The sequence below is a fragment of the Kribbella rubisoli genome (assembly GCF_004217145.1).
GTDB lineage: Bacteria > Actinomycetota > Actinomycetes > Propionibacteriales > Kribbellaceae > Kribbella > Kribbella rubisoli.
The window spans coordinates 527,426-547,194 of the sequence record NZ_SHKR01000012.1 but is presented as its reverse complement, the minus strand read 5'-3'; the positions used below and the strand labels follow the sequence as shown (position 1 = coordinate 547,194).

Sequence of the window (19,769 nt, the reverse complement as noted above, 5' to 3'; positions counted from 1 at the left end):
GGGAATCGTTCGGCACTACGCGATGGGCGTGTGTCGGGTTGTCCGCACCCGGCTGCGGCGCGAACGGCGAGTCGCTCGGAGCGCCGCGCTGGGCAACCGTCGGGTCGTCCGACCCGGAGCCCGGACGCTGGGCGAGGACTGTCGGATTGTCCGCCCCCGGCTGCGGCGCGAACGGCGAGTCGCTCGGAGCGGCGCCGTGGGCAACCGTCGGGTCGTTCGACCCGGGGTCTGGGCGCTGGGCGAGGACTGTCGGGTCGTTTGCGCCTGGCTGGGGGGCGAATGGCGAGTCGGCCGAGGGGCGGCGGTGGGCGATTGTGGGGTCGTTGGGGCCGGGGTCGTAGGCGGTTTCTTCTTCGGAGGTGGGCCGTTGGATGGGGATGGGGCGGGCGGATTCGTCGTAGGGGTCCTGGGCTCGTTTGGTCATGAGGGGTCACCCAACTTGGACAGGACTTCTTCGGTGGTGGGCATGGCGGTGGAGCATTCGAGGCGGGAGGCGACGATGGCGCCGGCGATGTTTGCGAAGCGGATGACCTTTTCGAGGGGCCAGCCGGACAACAACCCGTGGCACAGCGCGCCGCCGAAGCCGTCGCCGGCGCCGAGGCCGTTGACGACCTCGACCGGGTACGGCGGGACCTCGACGCGCTCGTCGCGAGTCCGCGCCAACGTCCCGCGCGGCCCCTGCTTCACGACAGCAAGGTCCAGCCCACGATCGAGCAGCGCCTGCGCCGCCTTGTCCGGGTCCGTCTCGCCGACCGCGACCTCACACTCCTCACGGTTGCCCACAGCAACCGTGCAGTACTCCAGCGCCCGCGACACCTGCTCGTGCGCCTCGCTCGGATCGGCCCAGAACATCGGCCGGTAGTCCAGGTCCAAAACCGTGATCGGCCTCCGCTCACGCGCTTCCCACGCGGCGAAGTGCGCCGACCGCGACGGCTCCGCGGACAGCCCGGTCACCGTCGACCAATAGATCCGCGCCTCCCGGATCGCGTCCAGGTCGAGCTCGGACGGGTTGATCACCAGGTCCGGCGCCTTCGGGAACCGGTAGAAGTACAACGGGAAGTTGTCCGGCGGGAAGATCTCGCAGAACGTGATCGGCGTCGGCAACCCGTCGACCGGCGAAACGAACCGGTCGTCGACGCCGAGCTCACCCAGCGTCCGGTGGATGAAGGTGCCGAACGGATCGTTCCCGGTCCGGCTGATCACCGCCGACTTCCGCCCGTGCCGCGCCGCCGCGACCGCGACGTTCGTCGCGCTCCCGCCGAGGAACTTCCCGAACGATTCCACGTCCTCCAGATGCGTCCCGGCCTGCAACGGATACAGATCGACCCCGATCCGCCCGATCGTCAATACGTCGTCCATCGTCAGACCATCCCATCCACCCGGGTCGGCCCTCGCCTCATCGGACTGTCTCGGCGATCGCTTGCAGGTGATCGATACTGGCCCGAACGTCCACCACCGGCCCGTCGTCGGTCGGCCGCGCCGGCAGGATCGTGTCCTGCTCCAAGACGTACCAACCGTCGTACCCGGACTTCTCCAGGGTGCCGACGATCGTGGCGATGTCGATGTCACCGGCGCCCAGCGGCCGGTACATCCCCTGACGTACGGCGTCGGTGTACGAGACCGAGCCTGCCTGGACGCGGGCCGCCCACGCGGCGTCGACGTCCTTCAAGTGCGTATGGCGAATGCGATCGGTGTGCTTGACCGCGAGAGCGACCGGGTCGACTCCGCCGATCAGCAAGTGGCCGGTGTCGAGGGTGAGCCCGATGGACGACCCACCCAGCACCCGCTCGACGTCGTCGGAGTTCTCGACCATCGTGCCGACATGCGGATGGATCGTCGCGAGCACCCCAGAAGCGGCCGCCGCCGCAGACAGCTTGTCGAGGTTGCCGAGCAACGTGTTCCAGCCGGTCTCGTCCAGCACCGGGCGGTCGTCGTACCCCTCCTGGCCGGTCGCCGCCGCGAGAACCAGCGTGGTCGCTCCCGCGGCAACGAAGCCCTCGAGTGCCGTGGCGACAGCGGGCGCGGGGTCGTACGACGGATCGTGCAGCACGACCGGCACGAAGCCTCCAACGGCCCGAAGCCCCACGTCCGCAAGGGTTTTCGCCTTCTCGGCCGGATCCTCCGGCAGGAACCCGTCCGGCCCGAACTCCGTTGCGGCCAGACCGGCGTCGCGCATCTCGGCGAGAACCGTCGCGGCGTCGTACTGCCAGCCCCACCCGGGTACCTCGCAGACTCCCCATGAGATCGGGGCGCCGGCGATGCGAGCAGCGAGATCAGTCATACGATTGGGTCTCCTCAGAGGGTGATGATGCAGTTCTCGTGGCGGGACAGTTCGCAGGCGTCGGCGATCCGGAAGGCGGCGAGCGCGTCCCGGACCGTGCACGGGACCTCGCGGGTGCCGGCGACGAGCTCCGTGAAGGCAGTCAGCTCCGCGACGTACGCGGGCTGGAACCGGTCCATGAAGGTCATGTGCGGCTTCCCGTCAGGGAACGTGACGCCGGGCTCGGCCGAGCGCAGCGCGGTGTGCGAGTCGAGCCCGACGGCGATCGATCCGAGGCTGCCGTGCAGCTCCATCCGTACGTCGTGCCCGGCGCCGTTGTACCGCGTCCCGCTGACCGCGACGAACGTGCCGTCGTCGAGTGTGAGCAGCGCGGCCGCCGAGTCCACGTCGCCGTACTCGCCGAAGAAAGCCTCGCCGCGGTTCGCGCCGGTCGCGTAGACGCTGACCACCTCGCGGCCGGTGACGTACCGGATGATGTCGAAGTCGTGGACCGTGCAGTCGCGGAAGAACCCACCGCTCTGCGGGATGTACTCGTGGTGCGGCGGGAACGCGTCGTTGGTGTTCGCCCTGATGTGGTGGACGAAACCGAGCTCGCCGGACCGGACAGCCTCCCGGGCCGCCTGGTACCCGGCGTCGAACCGGCGCTGGAAGCCGATGTGCACCGGCACGGTCGATGCCTCGACCAACGCCACCACCCGCTCGGTCTCCGCCAGGTCCAGCGCGATCGGCTTCTCACAGAACGTCGGAACGCCCGCTGCGATAGCGGCCTCGATCAAAGAAGCGTGTGCCGAGGTCGCGGCCGCGATGACGAAGCCGTCCGGACGGCTCGCCAGCAGCGTGTCGACGTCGGGTGCGAACTCCAGGCCGAGATCCTTCGCGACGAGCTCCGCCCGGCCCGGGTCCGCGTCGGCGACGACCACCTGATCCACCGCCGGCAGATCCTTGAGCGTCGCGGCGTGGAACGCCCCGATCCGCCCGACCCCGACCAACCCGATCCGCATCCCGGTCACCTCTCTGTTCACCCAAACACGCCTCCGTCAGCCTTCCCGGCCGCCGACAGGGTGTCAATACTTTGTAAACACATTTTCACGTCAAGACATACATACCTTCCTCATGTAACATCCCGGCCATGATCGCTCTCCCGGTCAGTATCGATCGGGCCAGTCCGGTGCCGCTCTACCACCAGCTGGCCGAGCAGCTGACGTCCGCGATCACCGACGGCTCGCTCCGTCCGGGCGACCCGTTCGAGAACGAGATCGCCATGTCGGACCGGCTCGGCCTGTCCCGGCCGACCGTGCGGCGCGCGATCGCCGAGCTGGTCAACCAAGGCCTGCTGGTCCGCCGGCGCGGCATCGGCACCACGGTCGCGAGCCAGATGGTTCACCGCAAGGCCGAGCTGACCAGCCTGTACGAAGACCTCGAGCGCGAGGGCCGTACGCCGCGCACCGAGGTGCTGTCCCTCGACTGCGAAGCACAGGACGACCGCGCCGCGACGGTCCTGGAGCTACCGCCCGGCACGCCGCTGGTCTCGATCGTCCGGCTCCGGTACGCCGACGACGTACCGCTCGCGATCATGCGCAACTGGTTGCCTCCGGCCCTCAACAACCTCACGCTGGAACAGCTCACGCACGAGGGCCTGTACGCCGTACTCCGGGCCCGCGGCATCCGCCCGACGGTCGCCCGCCAGCGCATCGGCGCCCGCAACGCCACCGCCGACGAACGCCGCACCCTCCACATGTCCAAGGCCGAGCCGCTCGTCACCATGACCCGCTCCGCCTACGCCGCCGACGGCTCCCCCATCGAATACGGCAACCATTGCTACCGCGCCGACCACTACTCCGTCGACGTCGTGGTCTCCGAGCGCTGACCTACCCCTGGTTGGCGATCAGGGTGCGGACCAGGCGGAGGCCTACCGAGAGTTGGGCGAGTTCGGGACCTTCGGTTTCGACGATCTCTTCGAGCATCGACGCCGCGCGGGACAGGGCCACGTCGTTCTGGTCCTGCCAGGTGATGACCCGGTCCTCGGGGTCGGCCGAGGCGTCGGTGGTGGCCAGGACCTGTTGGGTGAGGCGGGAATGGACGGCGTGCAGGTCGTCGCGGAGGGCGGCGCGGGCCATGGTCTGCCAGCGGTCGGTGCGCGGCAGGCCGATGATCCGCTCCAGGAAGCGGCCGAGTTGCAGCCGCTCGCCCAGCGCGAAGTGCACCTTGGCGACCTCGAGGATGTCGATGTCGTCCCGCGACGCGGTCTCGACGATGCCGAGTCCGGCGTACGCCGGAGGCAGCACCGCGATCCGGGTCGCGAAGTCGTCCGCAACGCCCTTCTGCACAAGGCTTTCCCGGCGCTGCTCGAACAGGGCCAGCTCACGGCCCCGCAGTACGTCGGGCAACGCCGCGGTCAGCTTCGCGATCCCCGGACCGAAGAAGTCGATCAGGTCCTCGATGTCGACCGGTGGCCGACGGTTGCTGACCAGCCAGCGCGTCGCGCGCTCGACCAGCGTCCGGGTCTCCAGCCGCATGTGGGTCTGGGTCTCGGCGCCGACGACGTTGTCCAGCTCGGAATTGCGCGACAGCAGCTCCGGCTGCGAGAAGATCCTGCTGGCCGCGAGGTTCGCGCGGACGACGTCCTCGACCGTCCCGCCGGTCTCCAGCGAGAGCCGGTGGTACGCCGTGATGCCCGACGTGTTCACGAACTCGTTGACCACCTGCGTGGTGATGATCTCGCGCCGCAGCTGGTGGCTCTGGATCTGGTCGCCGAACCGCTCCTTGATCTCCTTCGGGAAGTAGCTGGCCAGCTTGTGCTTCAGGAACGGGTCGTCCGGCAGCGACGTCTTCAGCAGCTCGGCGTCCATCACGATCTTCGTGTAGGCGATCAAGACCGACAGCTCCGGCGAAGTCAGCCCTCGCCCCTCGGCCTTGCGCCGCTTGAACTCGGTGACGCTCGGCAGGAACTCCAGCTCGCGATCGAGCAGGCCCTGGCGCTCCAGCCGCCGTACCCAGTCCTGGTGCACATGCATCAGGGCCGCGGCCTGGGCACCGGCGTTGGCCAGCGCGATGTTCTGCCGGTAGTTGCTCTTCAGCACCAGCGCTCCGACCTCGTCGGTCATCGACGCGATGATGTCGTTGCGCTGCTTCTCGGTCAGGTCGCCGTCGGCAACCACCTTGTCCAGCAGGATCTTGATGTTCACCTCGTGGTCGGAGGTGTCCACGCCGGCCACGTTGTCGATGAAGTCGGTGTTGATCCGGCCGCCGGCCGCGGCGTACTCGATCCGGCCGAGCTGGGTGAAGCCGAGGTTGCCGCCCTCGCCGACCGCACGGGCCCGCAGGTCGGAACCGTTGATCCGGATCGCGTCGTTGGCCTTGTCGCCGACGTCGGCGTTCGACTCGCCCGACGACTTCACGTACGTGCCGATGCCGCCGTTCCAGAACAGGTCGACCGGCGCCTTCAGGATCGCGTTCATCAGCTCGGCCGGCGTCAGCTTCGCCGGACTGCCTTCGATGCCGAGCGCGTCACGCACCTCGGCAGAGATCGGGATCGCCTTCTCGGTCCGCGGGAACACGCCGCCACCGGTGGAGATCAGCGACGCGTCGTAGTCCGCCCAGGACGACCGCGGCAGGTCGAACAGCCGCCGCCGCTCGGTGAACGACGACGCCGCGTCGGGCGTCGGGTCGAGGAAGATGTGCCGGTGGTCGAAGGCCGCGACCAGCCGGATGTGCTCGGACAGCAGCATCCCGTTGCCGAAGACATCGCCGGACATGTCTCCGACGCCGACGACGGTGAAGTCCTCCGCCTGGCAGTCGTGGCCCATCTCGCGGAAGTGCCGCTTGACCGACTCCCACGCGCCGCGGGCGGTGATCCCCATCGCCTTGTGGTCGTAGCCGACCGAACCGCCGGATGCGAACGCGTCGCCCAGCCAGAACCCGTACTCCTTCGCGACCCCGTTCGCGATGTCGGAGAACGTCGCCGTGCCCTTGTCCGCGGCAACGACCAGGTAGGCGTCGTCACCGTCGTACCGGACCACGTCGCGCGGCGGAACGATGTCACCGGCAACGATGTTGTCGGTGATGTCCAGCAGCCCGGAGATGAAGGTCTTGTACGACGCGATGCCCTCGGCCAGCCACGCGTCGCGGTCGACGGACGGATCCGGCAGCTGCTTGGCGTAGAACCCGCCCTTCGCGCCGACCGGCACGATCACCGAGTTCTTCACCATCTGCGCCTTCACCAGGCCGAGCACCTCGGTGCGGAAGTCCTCACGCCGGTCCGACCAGCGCAGCCCGCCGCGCGCGACCGCGCCGAACCGCAGGTGCACACCTTCGACCTGCGGCGAGTACACGAAGATCTCGTACGCCGGTCGCGGCTGCGGTAGGTCCGGGATCGCCTTCGGCTCCAGCTTCAGCGACAGGTACGACCGCGGCTGACCGTCGGGACCCGGCTGGAAGTAGTTGGTCCGCAGCGTCGCCTTCATCACGGTCAGGTACGACCGCAGGATCCGGTCCTCGTCCAGGCTTTGCACAGTGTCCAGTGCGGCCAGGATCTCCTTCTCCAGCTGGTCCGTCCTCATGGTCCGGTCCGGGTCGTCGGCCGGGCCGCGCGCCGGATCGAAGCTGGTCTCGAACAGCTGCACCAGCAGACCGGCGACGTCCACGTGGTTCAGGAACGTGTTCTGGATGTAGTCCTGGCTGAACGGTGTACCGCCCTGGCGGATGTAGCGCTGGTACGCGCGCAGGATCGACACCTGCCGCCAGCTGAGGTTGCCGCGCAGCACCAGCGCGTTCAGCTTGTCGGACTCGGCGCGGCCCTCCCAGACGGCCTGGAACGTGTCGGAGAACAGCTTGCGCAGTTCCTCCCGCTCCTGGGTGTCCTCGGGCGCCTTCAGACCGAAGTCGTAGATGTAGGCCATCGTGCCGTCGTCGCAGCGGATCTCGTACGGCCGCTCGTCGATCACCTCGACGCCCATCGCGCTCAGATGCGGCAGCACCTGCGACAGCGACAGCGCCGTACCTCGCCGGAAGACCTTGAAGCGGCGCTCGCCTTCCCACTCCTCGTCGATCGGGTTGTAGAGCGACATGGCCAGCCCGTCCTCGGCCGGCAGGCTCTCCAGGACGTGTACGTCATTGACCGCGACGCGGGCGTCGAAGTCCTCCTTGTAGGCCTCCGGGAACGCCTGCGCGTACCGGCGGGACAGTTTGGTGACCGCACCGTCGCCGCCCTGCGCGTGCAGCGCGGCGGTGAAGTCGTCTGCCCACGCACGGGTCGCGTCGATCACCTGCTGCTCGAGCAGGTCCGCGTCGTACTCCCCGACTGTCTCGCCCTGCTTCATCCGGACCACGAAGTGCACGCGGGCCAGCACCGACTCGGTGACGTACGCGGCGTACGTGACGGTCTCCGCGCCGATAGCGTCCTTGAGGATCTGCTGCATCTTCAGCCGGACCGCAGTGGTGTAGCGGTCACGCGGCAGGTACACCAGGCAGGACAGGTACCGGTTGTAGACGTCGCGCCGTACGAACAGCTTCACCGCGCGCCGCTCTTGGAGGTGCAGCACCGACTGCACGATCGGGAGCAGGTCCTCGACTGGCGCCTGCAGCAGCTCGTCGCGCGGGTAGGTCTCCAGTACGTCGAGCAGGCCCTTGCCGCTGTGGCTGTTCGGGTCGAAGCCGGTCAGGCGGAACAGCTCGAGCGCCTTGCGCCGCAGTACCGGCACCTGCATGACGCTCTCGGTGTAGGCGGTCGACGAGAGCAGACCGATGAACCGGCACTCCCGAACCGGCTCGCCGTTCTCGTCGAACTGCTTGATGCCGACGTAGTCGAGGTAGGTCGACCGGTGCACGGTGGAGCGCGAGTTCGCCTTGGTGAGAATCAGCAGCTTCCGCTCCTGCGCCTTGGCGCTCACCTCGGGCGGCAGCTTGCCGGAGCCCGGCTTCGGGTCCGGCCGGAGGATGCCCAGGCCCGTCCCGGGACGGCCGCGCAGGATGCCCTGCTGACCCTCCATGGTGAAGTCGTACTCACGGTAGCCGAGGAAGGTGAAGTGCTCGTCGGCCAGCCACTCGAGCAGCTCGCGGGCCTCCTCCACCTCGCTCTCGGGGACCGGCAGGTCGTCGGCCGTCAGCCCGGCGGCGATGCTGACCGCCTTCTCGTGCATCTTCGGCCAGTCCTCGACCGCCTCGCGTACGTCGTTCAGCACCTTCTGCAGCGCCTGCTCGAGGGCGCGATGCTCGGCGACGTCCGAGATCCGCTCGATCTCCAGGTGCATCCAGCTCTCGCGGACCAGGTCGTGCCCGTCCGCGGCGGCGCTGTCGTCCAGGACCTCCTGCAGCGTGCCGGCGACGTCACGGCGTACGACGAACTGCGGGTGGATCAGCAGCTGGAGCTCGAGGTTGTGCTCGGTGATCGCCATCGAGGCGCTGTCGACCAGGAACGGCATGTCGTCGATGACGATCTCGACGACCGTCCGGCCGCTCGCGGACCAGCCGTGCTCGTCGACGGTGGGGGTGAAGACGTGGACCTTCGCCGTACCCTGCGGGCGGCTCATCGCGGACTTGTAATGGTGCCGCGCGGCGCCCAGGCAGTCGTTCGGCTGGCGCTCGGCGACGTCCTCGGCGGCGACGTGCCGGTAGTACTGCTCGAGGAACGTCCTCAGCTTGCCCGGGTCGACCAATTTGTCGTGCCCATGAGTGCCCGCGGCCACCGCCTTGGCGAGCACATCTGCCTTCTGGACGTCCAGCTTGCTCTGCATTCCCCACCGTCTCCACACGTGACGTCGGCGTCGGTTCTCGCCGGACCGCACGACGTTGTGCGGTCACTCAGAGATTAGTCCACCTTTGTCACTGGTGTGGTGTCGGGACGGAGCTGTCATCGATTGTTGAGGCGCAAGGCAAGAGCGGGACAGGCGAGGACTGCGCGGCGCGCATCCGACAGCTCACCGGCGGTGATTTCGCGGCCTCGCAGCACCGGGAATCCCCACTCGTCGAGCAGGATGTCATCGGGCACCAGGCCTGCGCAGAGGCCGTGCCCGTCGCACCTGGTCCAGTCGATCTCGAGCTTGTTCATCGGGTACCTCCGAGGACTCCCAGAACCGGCCGGCCGCAGCCCTGACCGGTGAGGTGATGCTGTACGTCGTCGTCGAACTCCTCGAGCGCGGACGTGAGGAATCTCGCAGTCCCGTCCGGGTGCGCACAGGCTCCTCTCCCCGGAACCAGACCGAGATGCCGGTGGGCGTCGTGCCAGCCCTGCGGATCGCCGACGGTCAGCCGCGCGAAGTCGTCGACCAGTGCTGCCAGGCCGAACACACAGGGTCCGCACTGCCCGGCTGACTGACTGGACAGCCACTGGGTGACACGGGTGATCTCACCGAGCGGGCAGGTGTCGGACCCGAGCGCCAGGATGATTCCGGCGGACACCTCCGGTCGCTGCAGCGTCACGCCCTCGGTCCGCTGCAGCCAGCGGCCGTGGTAGCCGCCCAGTAGTACGGGACCGGCTTGCGCGCCGGAGTACTGCAGGACTGTGTCGAGTGGGACACCGGTTGGTGTCTCGATCACGCCGGGCCGACGTACGGCGCCGTCGATCGTCAGCAGCTGCGTACCGGGCTCGCTGATCAGTCCGGTGCTGCTGAAACCACGGGAGCCGAGTCGCGCGAGTACGGCGAGCTGGGCGAACGTCTCGACGTTCGACAGGAACGTGGGTCGCCGGTGGTAGCCCTTGCGCGTCGGCAACACCCTCCGACCAGGCGGTACGGCGGCGCCGCCCTCCAGCGCGCTCAGCACCGCACGGGCCTCCCCTGCGACGAACCGACCCGGAGTCTCCTGTACTTCGATCGCGAGCCTGTCGTCACGCTCCATCAGCGCCTCACGGACCGAGGTGGCGGCTCTTGCGTCATGTACGGCGATCAGCACGTGCGGTGCGCCCAGTGCGTGCGCCAGGCCGACTGCGCCGTCCAGAACGAGGTGTGGTGATCGGGTGAGGAGCAGGCGGTCCTTGCGGCTGACCGGCTCGCTCTCTGAGCCGTTGACCACTACAGCTTCTACTCCACGAGCTGGGAGGTCCTGCAGCTTCAGTGCGACCGGGAACGCGGCCCCACCGCGTCCTCTGAGTCCCACTGCTTCACACAGCTTCGTGTAGTCGTCCCGGGTCAGTGCAGGCAGGCTGCCGTGAGTGCTGCGATGACGCAGCAGGTCCAGGCGGCCCTGGTCGGTTCCGGCGAGGACTCTGGCCTCACCGATGACCCGGGTGTCGTCGACGGTGATCATTGAGTCCTCCAGGCACGGGTGAGCTTCGGGGCGGCATTGAGGCGGTACACGCCAGCAGTGGCGACAGCAGCCAGGCAGCCGATGGTGATCGCGAGCATCCACGGCGTACTGCGGTCCGTGCCGGCGAGCAATGCGTGCCCGATGGACAGCAGCCAGCCGACCGACGCCGCGATGTGGAGCTTGCGCCAGTACTTCGTGAACGTCGCGGACGCCGCCAACCGACCACGGGATGCGCCGACGAGGGACGCCAGTACGAGGCTGTAGAGAGCCAGTACGCCGACCGCCATGGCGAACGGCCGGTAGCCGGAGCCGAATGGCCAGACCAGCACGGTCGGACTGATCGCTACGTAGCTGTCGGCGATTACTGCGACCACGTGCGTTGTCAACAGGACCAGTCCGGTCACTGCGGCCGAGCGGTGCACGTACTGCAGCCAGAACCGGCGCTCGGGTCGGCGTACGTTCGGCATCACCATGCCGAGCACGGCCGACAGCGTGAACATGACCATGGTGACCACGCCGGCAGCGCGGGCCAGGTACCAGAGCGTCATCAGGCAGCCCTGCTTGCTGTCGGCCAGCCCGCCAGTTCGGTGACCTCGCCGTCCTCAGCAACCAGCCGGGCCGGGTGTCCGGCCAGCTTCAGTCGACCGAGCGCGGCGTCCCCGGTGGCAACAAGCGCAGTACTGAAGGTGTTCGCCCGTACTGCGGTCGGAGCCCAGACGGATGCGGTCCGGTACGGGCCTGCCGCGGGCAGCCCGGTGCGCGGGTCGATGACGTGGTGGTTGTAGCCGGTGGGCGTCTGCCAGCGCCGTACCGTGCGGGTCGACGTGGTCAGACCGCCGTGGGCGAGCGTGACGAGGACGCCCTCCTCGCCGGCGCGCTCGGCGACAGTTATTACCCAGGGCTTGCTCGGCGTACCAGCGGCCCTGAGGTCACCGCCGATCTCCACGAGGACGGCGCAGCCGTAGCGCTTGCTGATGACGTTCGCGGCACGGTCCGCGGTCCAGGCCTTGGCCGTCGCACCCAGGTCGAGCGCACAGTCCGTCGGTACGCCGAGCAGAGCGAGCTTGCGGTTGAGGCGAACCTCCTGCCAGCCCGCGACCGGCTTCGGGTCGTGCGGTGCTTGCGGGAAGCGGCGTCGTACCGTCTCGATGTCGGCGTCGTACCCGGCCGCGATCACCGCCGCGCCGACGGTCGGGTCGACCGCTCCGCCGCTCATCTGGGCCGCGACCAGGCTGACGTCGACGAGATCGACGAGCAGACGGGACACCGGTACGAGCGCGCCGGCACGGCTGTTCACGGCCGACACCTCGGAGTCCGGGCGGAAGCGGCTGGCCGCCTTGTCGATGCGGTCCATCAGCGTCTTGAGCTCACCGCAGGCCGCCCCCAGTACGGCGGGGTCGTCGACGGTCAGCCGGACCGTACAACTCCACGCGGTCCAGGTCCGGGAGGCGGTCATGAACCGTTGCTCCCACCTTGCGAGGTTGAGCTGGAGCTGGACGAGCCGAGGCCGCTCGAGCTGCCGTTGTCGTCCGAGCTGCTGCTCGATCCGGAGCTGGAGCTGCTGGTCGAGCTGGAGTCGTCGGAGCTGCTGGTCGAGGTTGACGTCGTACCGGTGCTGTCGCTGTTCTTCGACGACACGACCGCGACCGAGATCCCGGTCGCGCCGACGCCGAGGACGGCAGTGGCTATCGCGGCTGCGGACGCCCGGTGCAACCAGCGCCGGCGAATGGACTGGGGTTTGTCTGTGCTGACCATGCCCCAAGACTCGGCCGAAGCCCGTCAGCCGCACTCCAAGAGAAGATCAAGCCACCGTCAAGTCTTGCTGAAAGCTCTCTGAGAGCCCTTCTCAGGAGCGGTCCGCCAGCGGGCAGTCGGTATCGCAGTGCTTGCCGATCGTCGCGACGACCTCGTCGGACACCTCGCCGAGGACCGTCATCCGGTCGGGGCCGAACACGTCGACGAAGAACTCCCGGACCCGGGCCGCATGCGCCGGCGCGCACTCCTTGATCGCGGCCATCCCTGCCTCGGTGATGGCGATCTCCGGGTAGCGGGACTCGCAGGCCTCCTTGCGGATCAGGCCGCGCTTCTCCATCCGGGTCAGGTGGTGCGACAGCCGGCTCTTCTCCCACTGGGTCGACCGGCTCAGCTCGAACGCCCGCATCCGGCCGGACTCCGACTCGGACAGATTGACCAGGATCTCGAAGTCCGATTTGGACAGGCCGAAGTCCCGCTGGAGGTGTCGCTCCAGGTGCGTCTCCAGCGTCCGGGTCATCAGCAGGTAGCTGCGCCACGCCTTCTGCTCGTCGTCGTCGAGCCACGGTCCCTTGCTCACGAACCCATCCTACCGGGTCGGGTTGACACATCAACCAAACGAGCTACGATCGGTTGGGTTGACACATCAACCCAAACTTTCTGGGAGTAGATATGAGCAAGCTGATCGCTGTCGTCGGCGCCACCGGGAACCAGGGCGGCGGCCTGGTCCGCGCGATCCTGGCCGACACGTCAGGCGAGTTCGCCGTCCGGGCCCTGACCCGGAACCCGGACTCCGCGAAGTCCCGCGAACTGGTCGCGGCGGGGGCCGAGGTAGTCGCGGCCGACCTCGACGACGAGGCGAGCGTGCGGGCCGCGTTCGACGGCGTGTACGGCGCTTTCGTGGTGACGAACTACTGGGTCGAGCGGACCCCCGAGGAAGAGGCCGCCCGGACCCGCGCCGAGATGGAGCTCGACCAGGCCGAGATCGCCGCCCGGGCCGCCCGCGACGCCGGCGTCCAGCACGTGGTCTGGTCGACGCTCGAGGACACCAGGACCTTCTTCGCCGGGCGCGACGACGTACCGAGCCTGGACGACGGGCGCTACAAGGTCCCGCACTTCGACGCGAAGGGCGAGGCCGACGAGATCTTCACGAAGTACGGCGTGCCGACGACGTTCCTGCGGACCACGTTCTACTTCGACGCGTTCATCAACGGCCTGCCGCCCGCGCGCAACGCCGACGGCAAGCTGACCATCACCATCCCGATGGCCGACCGCCCGCTGTCCGGCGTCGCCTCCGAGGACATCGGCCGCACCGCCTTCGCCATCCTCAAGCACCCCGACCTGATCGGCGAAACCATCAGCATCGCCGGCGACCACCTCACCGGCGAGCGGTACGCCGCCGCCCTCAGCGAAGCCTTCGGCGAAGAGGTCCTCTACCACGCCCCCACCTGGGAAGAATTCCGCGAATACCCCTTCCCGATGGCCGTAGAAATGTCCAACATGTTCCAGTTCTACGCCGAAGACCACAAACGCTTCACAGGCGACCGCGACGTCACCAAGACTCGCGAACTGAACCCCGACCTCGAGTCCTTCGCCGATTGGCTCGACAAGCACAAGGACGAGCTCAAAGCCTCGCAAAACTGACGATTCCGCGCCCCAGACTGTTTGCTGCGGGCATAACGATCGAGGCTGTAAGACGCGGGGCTGCGGCTTTACTGTTCGATCATGTCCGACGCTTTGGTGATGCATGAGCTCGTCGAACGGCTCACGGGCTGGCTGTGTCGGCTGATGCCACCCGGTGTCCGTCGCGACAGACTCATCGCGGTGCTCACCGAACAGTTTGGGGTGCTGGAATCTCCGGTCACCAGCGCCGACTGCAAGGAGATCGAGCGGTGCGCGTGGACGGTCTCCCGCCATCTTGCGCTCAGCTTCGAGCCCGGAGGTACCGCGCAGCTCGACACCGAGTCGCCGGGCTGGCCGGAGCCGGAGCCGGAGGTGGTTCGTGCCCGGGCCGCGGGCGTCTCGCAGGTGCGGTGGCTCGCGGATAGCACCTGCCTCATCAGCGTCGATGAGCTCGACGACATCAGCCTTGCCCAGCCGTATCTCGACGCCGCGTTCGCCCTGGCGCAGGGCTCGGCCCGCATCCTGCTCGATCTGCGCGCCAACGGGGGCGGCGATCCCGCGACAGTGGCGCACATCGCCGGCCGACTGCTCGGCGAGACACCGACACAATTGTCCGAAGTCGTTTACACGGATCGACGGCGGCAGTGGTGGTCACCCGCCCTGCCATCCGGCACGACCCTGCGGCAGCCGGTCGCCGTCCTCGTGGGCCCAGGCACATTCTCGTCCGGCGAAGCCCTCGCATATCACCTGCAAACACGAGGCCGGGTCACCGTCATCGGTGAGACCACGCCCGGAGCCGCCGATCACATCACGCCGATTCGGCTGGCGCCAACAGTCCTGGCCTACCTGCCCGAGGCGTACGTCGTCGACAGCACCACCGGCACCAACTGGGAAGGCGTCGGCGTCGTACCCGACGTCACGAGCCCACCCGACACTGTGATCGAGACCGCCATCGCAGCGCTGCGATGACGGCCGTCGACTGGCCGGGCCGGATGTCCGCTCAGTCTGAACCTGGTCTTCCGACGTGGCGCACGAGCACGAAGCCGAGGAGTAGGAGCCCGAGGATGAGGGATCCGAGGGGGATCCAGACCGAGATTGCCTTGAGCTGTGCTGCCTTCGCCTGGTAGCCGCCTTCAGCGATGTTGTTTTCCTTGGCGCCCTTGACGTTCTTGTGCACGGTGGCGTCGTCGTAGGCGATGGTGACCTTGGTGGCGGTGAGTTTGTCCTGGCCCTGGTAGGCAATGGTCGCGAGCTGCTGCTCCTGACCCTTGATGATCGCGCCGGTCACCGGCTCGATCCACAGGGTGCGCGTGTTCTGGTAGGTACGCTGCACCGCGACCGACGGCTTGCTGGGGTCGTCGACGAGCGTGCCCGGGACCATGAGCGCATTCGCCACCGGGATGTTCTGCTTCGGGATCACCTGCTCGAACACGTACACCTTGAGCCCGTACAGGTGCTCGACCCGCTTGTACTCGATCGGGAAGGCCTTGCGCAGCGTGGTGTCCCAGAACGTGTAGCTCTTCTTCTGGGTATCGAACGGGAACTTCAGCACCAGGCCTTCGTGGCCCTTGAAGAGCGCGCTGTTCCGGTTCGGCTTGAGCCGATCCGCCTTGTCCAGCGTGGTGGTGATGTACTCACCGCTGTTGTCGTTGCCGGTCGGGTTCCACGGCACCGCCTCCCCGGTCTTCGCGTCCAGCACAACCCGCTCCTGGACGAAGCTCAGCGGCATCTCGGCGGTCTTGGAGTCGTCCTTGGGGAACTGATAGTTCTTCGAGTCGTCGGTCACCACCGCGGTGTCGAAGACGACCACCTTGCGGTTCAGCGCCTTGCTGATCTTCTCGGCCGCGACGACATCGCCGCGGACGGTCCGGCGCGCCTCGAGATCGACGTGGTCCTTCTGCTTCAGGTCCGCGGCGCTGAAGATGGTGGCGTCGGCCCCGGTCGACACGGTGTGCGCGACCTGCCCTGGCGGCGCGACCGCCAACGTCGGGTATGCGTAGAACCTGGCCAGCGCCGCAACGCCGACGAAGAACACTCCGAGCCCCACCAGCGCCGCACGACTACGAGTCCCCACTGCATCCCCTCCCGGTCTGTGCGCGGGACGCTACCAGCGAGTAGTGACGTTGACCAGACGCCGGAGACGACGAGTTCGAAACGGTCCGGACTGGCATATAGTCGCGGCCCATGAGGGGGATCTCAGGCCGGCCGGCGATGCCGGAGACATCGGTTCTCCGCGGCGTGGTGGTCGCTGTCGCGGTGCTGCAGACGGTCGGGCTCGGCCTGCTCGCACGCCGCGGCTCCTGGCTGACCGACGACCTCGAGTTCCTGGTCCAGGGCGACCGCGGGTTCGCGCCCAAGGAGCTGCTGACGCCGCTCAACGACCACATCGCCCCCGGCCTGCGGCTCGTCTACGCGGCCTTCGCGGCGATCGCGCCGCTCAACCACGACGTCACGATCGGCTGGCGGATGGCGATGCAGGCGATCGCGACCGTGCTGATGGGCCTGCTGCTGCTCCGGATCCTCGGCCCGACCTGGTGGGTGGCCATCGGTACGGCGATCTACGCGCTGGTGCCGGTCAGCATGCCGTCGTTCCTGTCGCTGTCGAGCGGTGTGAACAACTTGTCCGCCCATGTCTTCGGCCTTCTGTTGCTTCATGCAACGATCGACTGGTACGGCGGGCGCCGCCGCCGAGCCGTTGCCTACGGCCCGCTCTCGCTGCTGATCTCGCTGGCCTGCTGGGAGAAGTCCGGCCTGATCCTCTTCACGGCCGTTGCCCTTGCTCTCTATCTGCGCGACGAGCCGTTCCGCAGCTGGTTGCGCCGTACCCTGCCGTACGCGGCCGCGCTCGGCCTTGCCGTGATCGGGTTCGGAGTCCTCTACCTGACCACCGGCAATCCGTCGGCCGGTCGCGTGCCATCGCCGGCAGACCTGGGCCGACTGGTCGCGCAGAGCTTCGAGGTGCCGTTGACCGCAGTCGTCGGCGGCCCCTGGCGCTGGGCCGACACCGGGCAGGTGTTCAGCCTCGCCGATCCGCCGATCGTGGCGATCGTGCTGGGCGGATTGATCACCGCTCTGCTGCTGGCGGTCGCCTGGCGGCGAGACCGACGCGCCCTACTGCTGTGGGGTGCGGTGATCGGCTACGTGCTCGCGACGGTCGCGCTCTTGTCGTACGGCCGGTTCGGCGTCTTCGGATCTGTCTTCACCGTGCACTACCACTACTGGTCCGATCTCTCGATCCCGCTGACGCTGGCCGTCGTGCTGACTGCCCAGAACCTGCGGATCGTCGTACCGGCCATGGTGCTGGCCGGTGCGCTCGCCGGGGTGGTCGTGTCGGACGCCGGGTTCGCCGGTGAGTGGGGCAAGAACCCGGCCAAGGCGTACTTCGCGACCGTCGACGCTGAGCTGGACCGCACCGGACCGAACGTGAACCTGTGGGACACGACGATGCCGCCGCCGATGGGCAGTGCGCTCATGTCCGACCGTCGGTTGTCGCCGGTACTGCGGATGGCCGGCCGGCGCTTCCAGTTGCAGGAACCGGGCAGTGAACCGCTGCTGGTCGACGACAGCGGTCACATTCGGCCGGCCCAGTTCGCCGTCTGGTCCAGGGACAAGCCGGCGGCGCAGCCGAACAACTTCTGCAGCCTGTTGCTGCACGGAGCCGGACCGTTGGTCATCCCACTGGTTCCGACGCAGGACGAAGTTGCGACCTCCGAGTGGTTCGTCCGGGCCGCCTACTTCTCGAACCGCGAGAACCAGGTGTCCGTCGAGTTGGTCGACGACGCGGGCCGGGTCGCCGCGCTGCCGGCGAAGAACTGGCCGGGCGGCGTGGGCACGATGTACTTCGGTCCGTCGGAACGGATCCGGGCCACCCAGCTGCGACTGCGTTCCACCGATCCCGCGACCAACCTGTGCGTTGCGAACCTCCAGGTCGGACTGCCCCGATGAAGGTCCGGTTCGCGGCCCTGGACGGGCTGCGCGCGATCGGGGCGCTCGCCGTCCTGACCACCCACGTCGGGTTCCACACCGGCGCGTCGCTGAACGGCCCGTTCGCCGGACTGCTGGCCAGGCTGGACGTCGGTGTCGCGATCTTCTTCGCGATCTCCGGGTTCCTGCTCTGTCGTCCACACGTCGCCGCCTGGTTCGACGGCACTCCGCGACCCAGGACGACGCCGTACCTGCGGAACCGCGCGCTGCGGATCCTGCCCGCGCTGTGGATCGCTGTTCTGCTTGCTGCGCTGCTCCTGCCGCACAGTGCCGACGTCACGTGGGTCATCTATCTCCGGCACGCAACACTGACGCAGATCTACCTCGACGGACCTCCCGCGGACGGTCTGACCCAGCTGTGGAGTCTGTCGACCGAGGTCGCGTTCTACCTGCTCCTGCCGCTGTTGGCGAGACTACTGACTGGCCGCGGCCGCCCGAGCCGGCGTGGCGTCGCAGCGCGTCTCTTCGCACTCGCAGTGCCAGTGCTTGTCGGTCCGGTGTGGATGGCATCGATAACTGCCACCGGACATCCACGGGCCGGCTTGTGGCTGCCCGGGTACGTCGGCTGGTTCGCGATCGGCATGGGATTCGCCCTCTGGCAGGTGGCACGTCAGCATGGCTTTCTCACCACCCCAACCCTCCAGACACTGGCCAACGTGCCCGGCACAGTGTGGACCGCGGCCGTAGCCCTGTTGCTGATCGCAACCACCCCTCTAGCCGGGCCGTACAACTTGACGGCGCCGTCTGCCGGACAGGCGTTCATGAAGACGCTGCTCTACACAGCCATTGCAGCCTGCGCCCTCTTCCCCGCGCTGACGCCGACACCACGATCCGCTCGGGTCCTGGGCGGCCGGGCAGGACATGTCGCCGGTGACATCTCCTACGGAGTGTTCGTGTACCACCTGATCGTGCTCGGCCTGGTCGAGCGGGTCACGGGCTACACCTTGTTCAGCGGGCGGTTCCTTCTGCTTTTCCTGCCCACACTGGTGATCTCCGCGCTGGTCGCTGCCGCCAGCTACTACGGGATCGAGCGACCCATCATGCGCCTGGGCAGACGGGACAGGTCGTACGACGTCTCGCCGGCGAGCAGCGCCAACGCCGAGCCGAACAGCACCGACGCCTGGACCGCGACCGAGGTCACTCCGGCATCTCCGCCCGGCCAGGGCTGAACGGCAGCCACCAACGTCCCGGCACCCACCACGGTCGCCACCAGGCCGAACGCGACGCGTCGCGGTACCAGCCATGAGCAGACGATCGCAGCAGCAACCGCTGCGAGGCCGATCCACCCCGACATGAACACGCCCGCGACCAGCCCGCCGCCCGCAACGACCCACGCACCTGGACGACGTGCACCAGCAAGAGGAGGATCAGGCGCCAGCCGCCGCGAGAGCAGCGCAACGCCCAGCACGAGCAGGCAGCACACCAACCCCACCAGCAGACCGGTCCGGTAGCCACTGTCCGGTCCGAAGCGTGCAGTCACCAGCTGCTCGGCGCCCGCAGGCAGGATCCAGCCCTGCTGCCAGCCACCGACCCGGATCGGCGTCAGCTTGTGCCCGCTCTCGTCGTACGCCTCCCAGCCCTCGTTGTAGTTCTGCGAGACCACGAGCACCGACTGCTCGTCCCGTGCTGGAACGTCGGTGGTCAGCTCGGCCGGACTCGAGCGCACCACGTCAACGCTCCGCTCGGGCGGCGCATAGCCCGACGTCAACGCACGGACGGTCAACTTCGCCTGGATCGGAACGAACCCACCGCCGGGCAGGAAGTCCACGGTATGGCGTCCCGCTCGAAGCGGGACGCCGGAGTCCTTCCCGCAGGCCGTGATCGGCACCGGCCTGCGCTGGAGCAGATCCCGAACGGTCGCCTTGACCTGCGTGTCCACCCGTGTGCC

16 protein-coding genes are annotated in these 19,769 nt (G+C 68.1%); 6 read left to right on the top strand and 10 right to left on the bottom strand.

What is annotated here, in order from left to right; all coding sequences use genetic code 11:
* Positions 1–420 precede the first annotated feature (420 nt).
* From iolC to EV645_RS16740, 3 genes are read right to left on the bottom strand one after another with little or no spacing between them, the layout of a single operon-like run.
* Positions 421–1,359: a 5-dehydro-2-deoxygluconokinase gene (gene iolC, locus EV645_RS16750; RefSeq protein ID WP_130444743.1), complete on the bottom strand. Its 939-nt coding sequence runs from the start codon at positions 1,357–1,359 to the stop codon at positions 421–423.
* 37 nt (positions 1,360–1,396) lie between these two features.
* On the bottom strand, positions 1,397–2,281 hold the full coding sequence (locus EV645_RS16745; RefSeq protein ID WP_130444741.1) for a sugar phosphate isomerase/epimerase family protein: 885 nt from the start codon (positions 2,279–2,281) through the stop codon (positions 1,397–1,399).
* Between the two features lie 14 nt (positions 2,282–2,295).
* On the bottom strand, positions 2,296–3,303 hold the full coding sequence (locus EV645_RS16740; RefSeq protein ID WP_242000463.1) for a Gfo/Idh/MocA family protein: 1,008 nt from the start codon (positions 3,301–3,303) through the stop codon (positions 2,296–2,298).
* 107 nt (positions 3,304–3,410) lie between these two features.
* Between EV645_RS16740 and EV645_RS16735 the strand changes: the two genes are divergently transcribed.
* Positions 3,411–4,148, top strand: coding sequence for a GntR family transcriptional regulator (locus EV645_RS16735; RefSeq protein WP_130444739.1), 738 nt, complete (start codon positions 3,411–3,413; stop codon positions 4,146–4,148).
* Position 4,149: 1 nt separating this feature from the next.
* On the opposite strand, the gene EV645_RS16730 is transcribed toward EV645_RS16735, so the two are convergent.
* The 5 genes from EV645_RS16730 to EV645_RS16710 form a co-directional block, all read right to left on the bottom strand.
* Entirely contained in the window at positions 4,150–9,012 is a 4,863-nt protein-coding gene (locus EV645_RS16730; RefSeq protein WP_130444737.1) for an NAD-glutamate dehydrogenase, read from the bottom strand.
* Positions 9,013–9,128: 116 nt separating this feature from the next.
* Positions 9,129–9,326, bottom strand: coding sequence for a ferredoxin (locus EV645_RS16725; RefSeq protein ID WP_130444735.1), 198 nt, complete (start codon positions 9,324–9,326; stop codon positions 9,129–9,131).
* Positions 9,323–10,522, bottom strand: coding sequence for an NADH-ubiquinone oxidoreductase-F iron-sulfur binding region domain-containing protein (locus EV645_RS16720; protein WP_130444733.1), 1,200 nt, complete (start codon positions 10,520–10,522; stop codon positions 9,323–9,325). Before EV645_RS16720 ends, EV645_RS16725 begins: the two co-directional genes overlap by 4 nt.
* Positions 10,519–11,070 carry a hypothetical protein gene (locus tag EV645_RS16715; protein WP_130444731.1) on the bottom strand — a complete coding sequence of 184 codons (552 nt, stop codon included), beginning with the start codon at positions 11,068–11,070 and terminating at the stop codon, positions 10,519–10,521. Before EV645_RS16715 ends, EV645_RS16720 begins: the two co-directional genes overlap by 4 nt.
* On the bottom strand, positions 11,070–11,978 hold the full coding sequence (locus EV645_RS16710; RefSeq protein ID WP_130444729.1) for an FAD:protein FMN transferase: 909 nt from the start codon (positions 11,976–11,978) through the stop codon (positions 11,070–11,072). Before EV645_RS16710 ends, EV645_RS16715 begins: the two co-directional genes overlap by 1 nt.
* Positions 11,979–11,984: 6 nt before the next feature.
* On the opposite strand from EV645_RS16710, the gene EV645_RS16705 reads away from it, so the two are divergent.
* On the top strand, positions 11,985–12,359 hold the full coding sequence (locus EV645_RS16705; RefSeq protein ID WP_130444727.1) for a hypothetical protein: 375 nt from the start codon (positions 11,985–11,987) through the stop codon (positions 12,357–12,359).
* Between the two features lie 9 nt (positions 12,360–12,368).
* Here the strand turns inward: EV645_RS16705 and EV645_RS16700 are convergent, their stop codons facing one another.
* Positions 12,369–12,854 (bottom strand): MarR family winged helix-turn-helix transcriptional regulator, encoded by a 486-nt coding sequence (locus EV645_RS16700; RefSeq protein WP_130444725.1) that lies wholly within the window; start codon positions 12,852–12,854, stop codon positions 12,369–12,371.
* A 92-nt stretch (positions 12,855–12,946) separates the two neighbouring features.
* On the opposite strand from EV645_RS16700, the gene EV645_RS16695 reads away from it, so the two are divergent.
* Positions 12,947–13,918 (top strand): NmrA/HSCARG family protein, encoded by a 972-nt coding sequence (locus tag EV645_RS16695; RefSeq protein ID WP_130444723.1) that lies wholly within the window; start codon positions 12,947–12,949, stop codon positions 13,916–13,918.
* An 81-nt stretch (positions 13,919–13,999) separates the two neighbouring features.
* The gene (locus EV645_RS16690; protein ID WP_130444721.1) at positions 14,000–14,866 is read left to right on the top strand and encodes a S41 family peptidase; all 867 of its coding nucleotides are present in this window, start codon (positions 14,000–14,002) and stop codon (positions 14,864–14,866) included.
* Between the two features lie 31 nt (positions 14,867–14,897).
* Here the strand turns inward: EV645_RS16690 and pgfA are convergent, their stop codons facing one another.
* Positions 14,898–15,971, bottom strand: a complete 1,074-nt coding sequence (gene pgfA / locus EV645_RS16685; RefSeq protein ID WP_130444719.1) for a cell envelope lipid trafficking protein PgfA — start codon at positions 15,969–15,971, stop codon at positions 14,898–14,900.
* Between the two features lie 110 nt (positions 15,972–16,081).
* Here pgfA and EV645_RS16680 point away from each other — a divergent pair, with 110 nt between their 5' ends.
* Together EV645_RS16680 and EV645_RS16675 are read left to right on the top strand one after the other, a co-directional pair.
* Positions 16,082–17,842 (top strand): hypothetical protein, encoded by a 1,761-nt coding sequence (locus EV645_RS16680; protein ID WP_130444717.1) that lies wholly within the window; start codon positions 16,082–16,084, stop codon positions 17,840–17,842.
* Entirely contained in the window at positions 17,839–19,050 is a 1,212-nt protein-coding gene (locus EV645_RS16675) for an acyltransferase family protein (RefSeq protein WP_130444714.1), read from the top strand. The genes EV645_RS16680 and EV645_RS16675 overlap by 4 nt, the downstream gene beginning before the upstream one ends.
* The last annotated feature ends 719 nt before the right edge of the window (positions 19,051–19,769 follow it).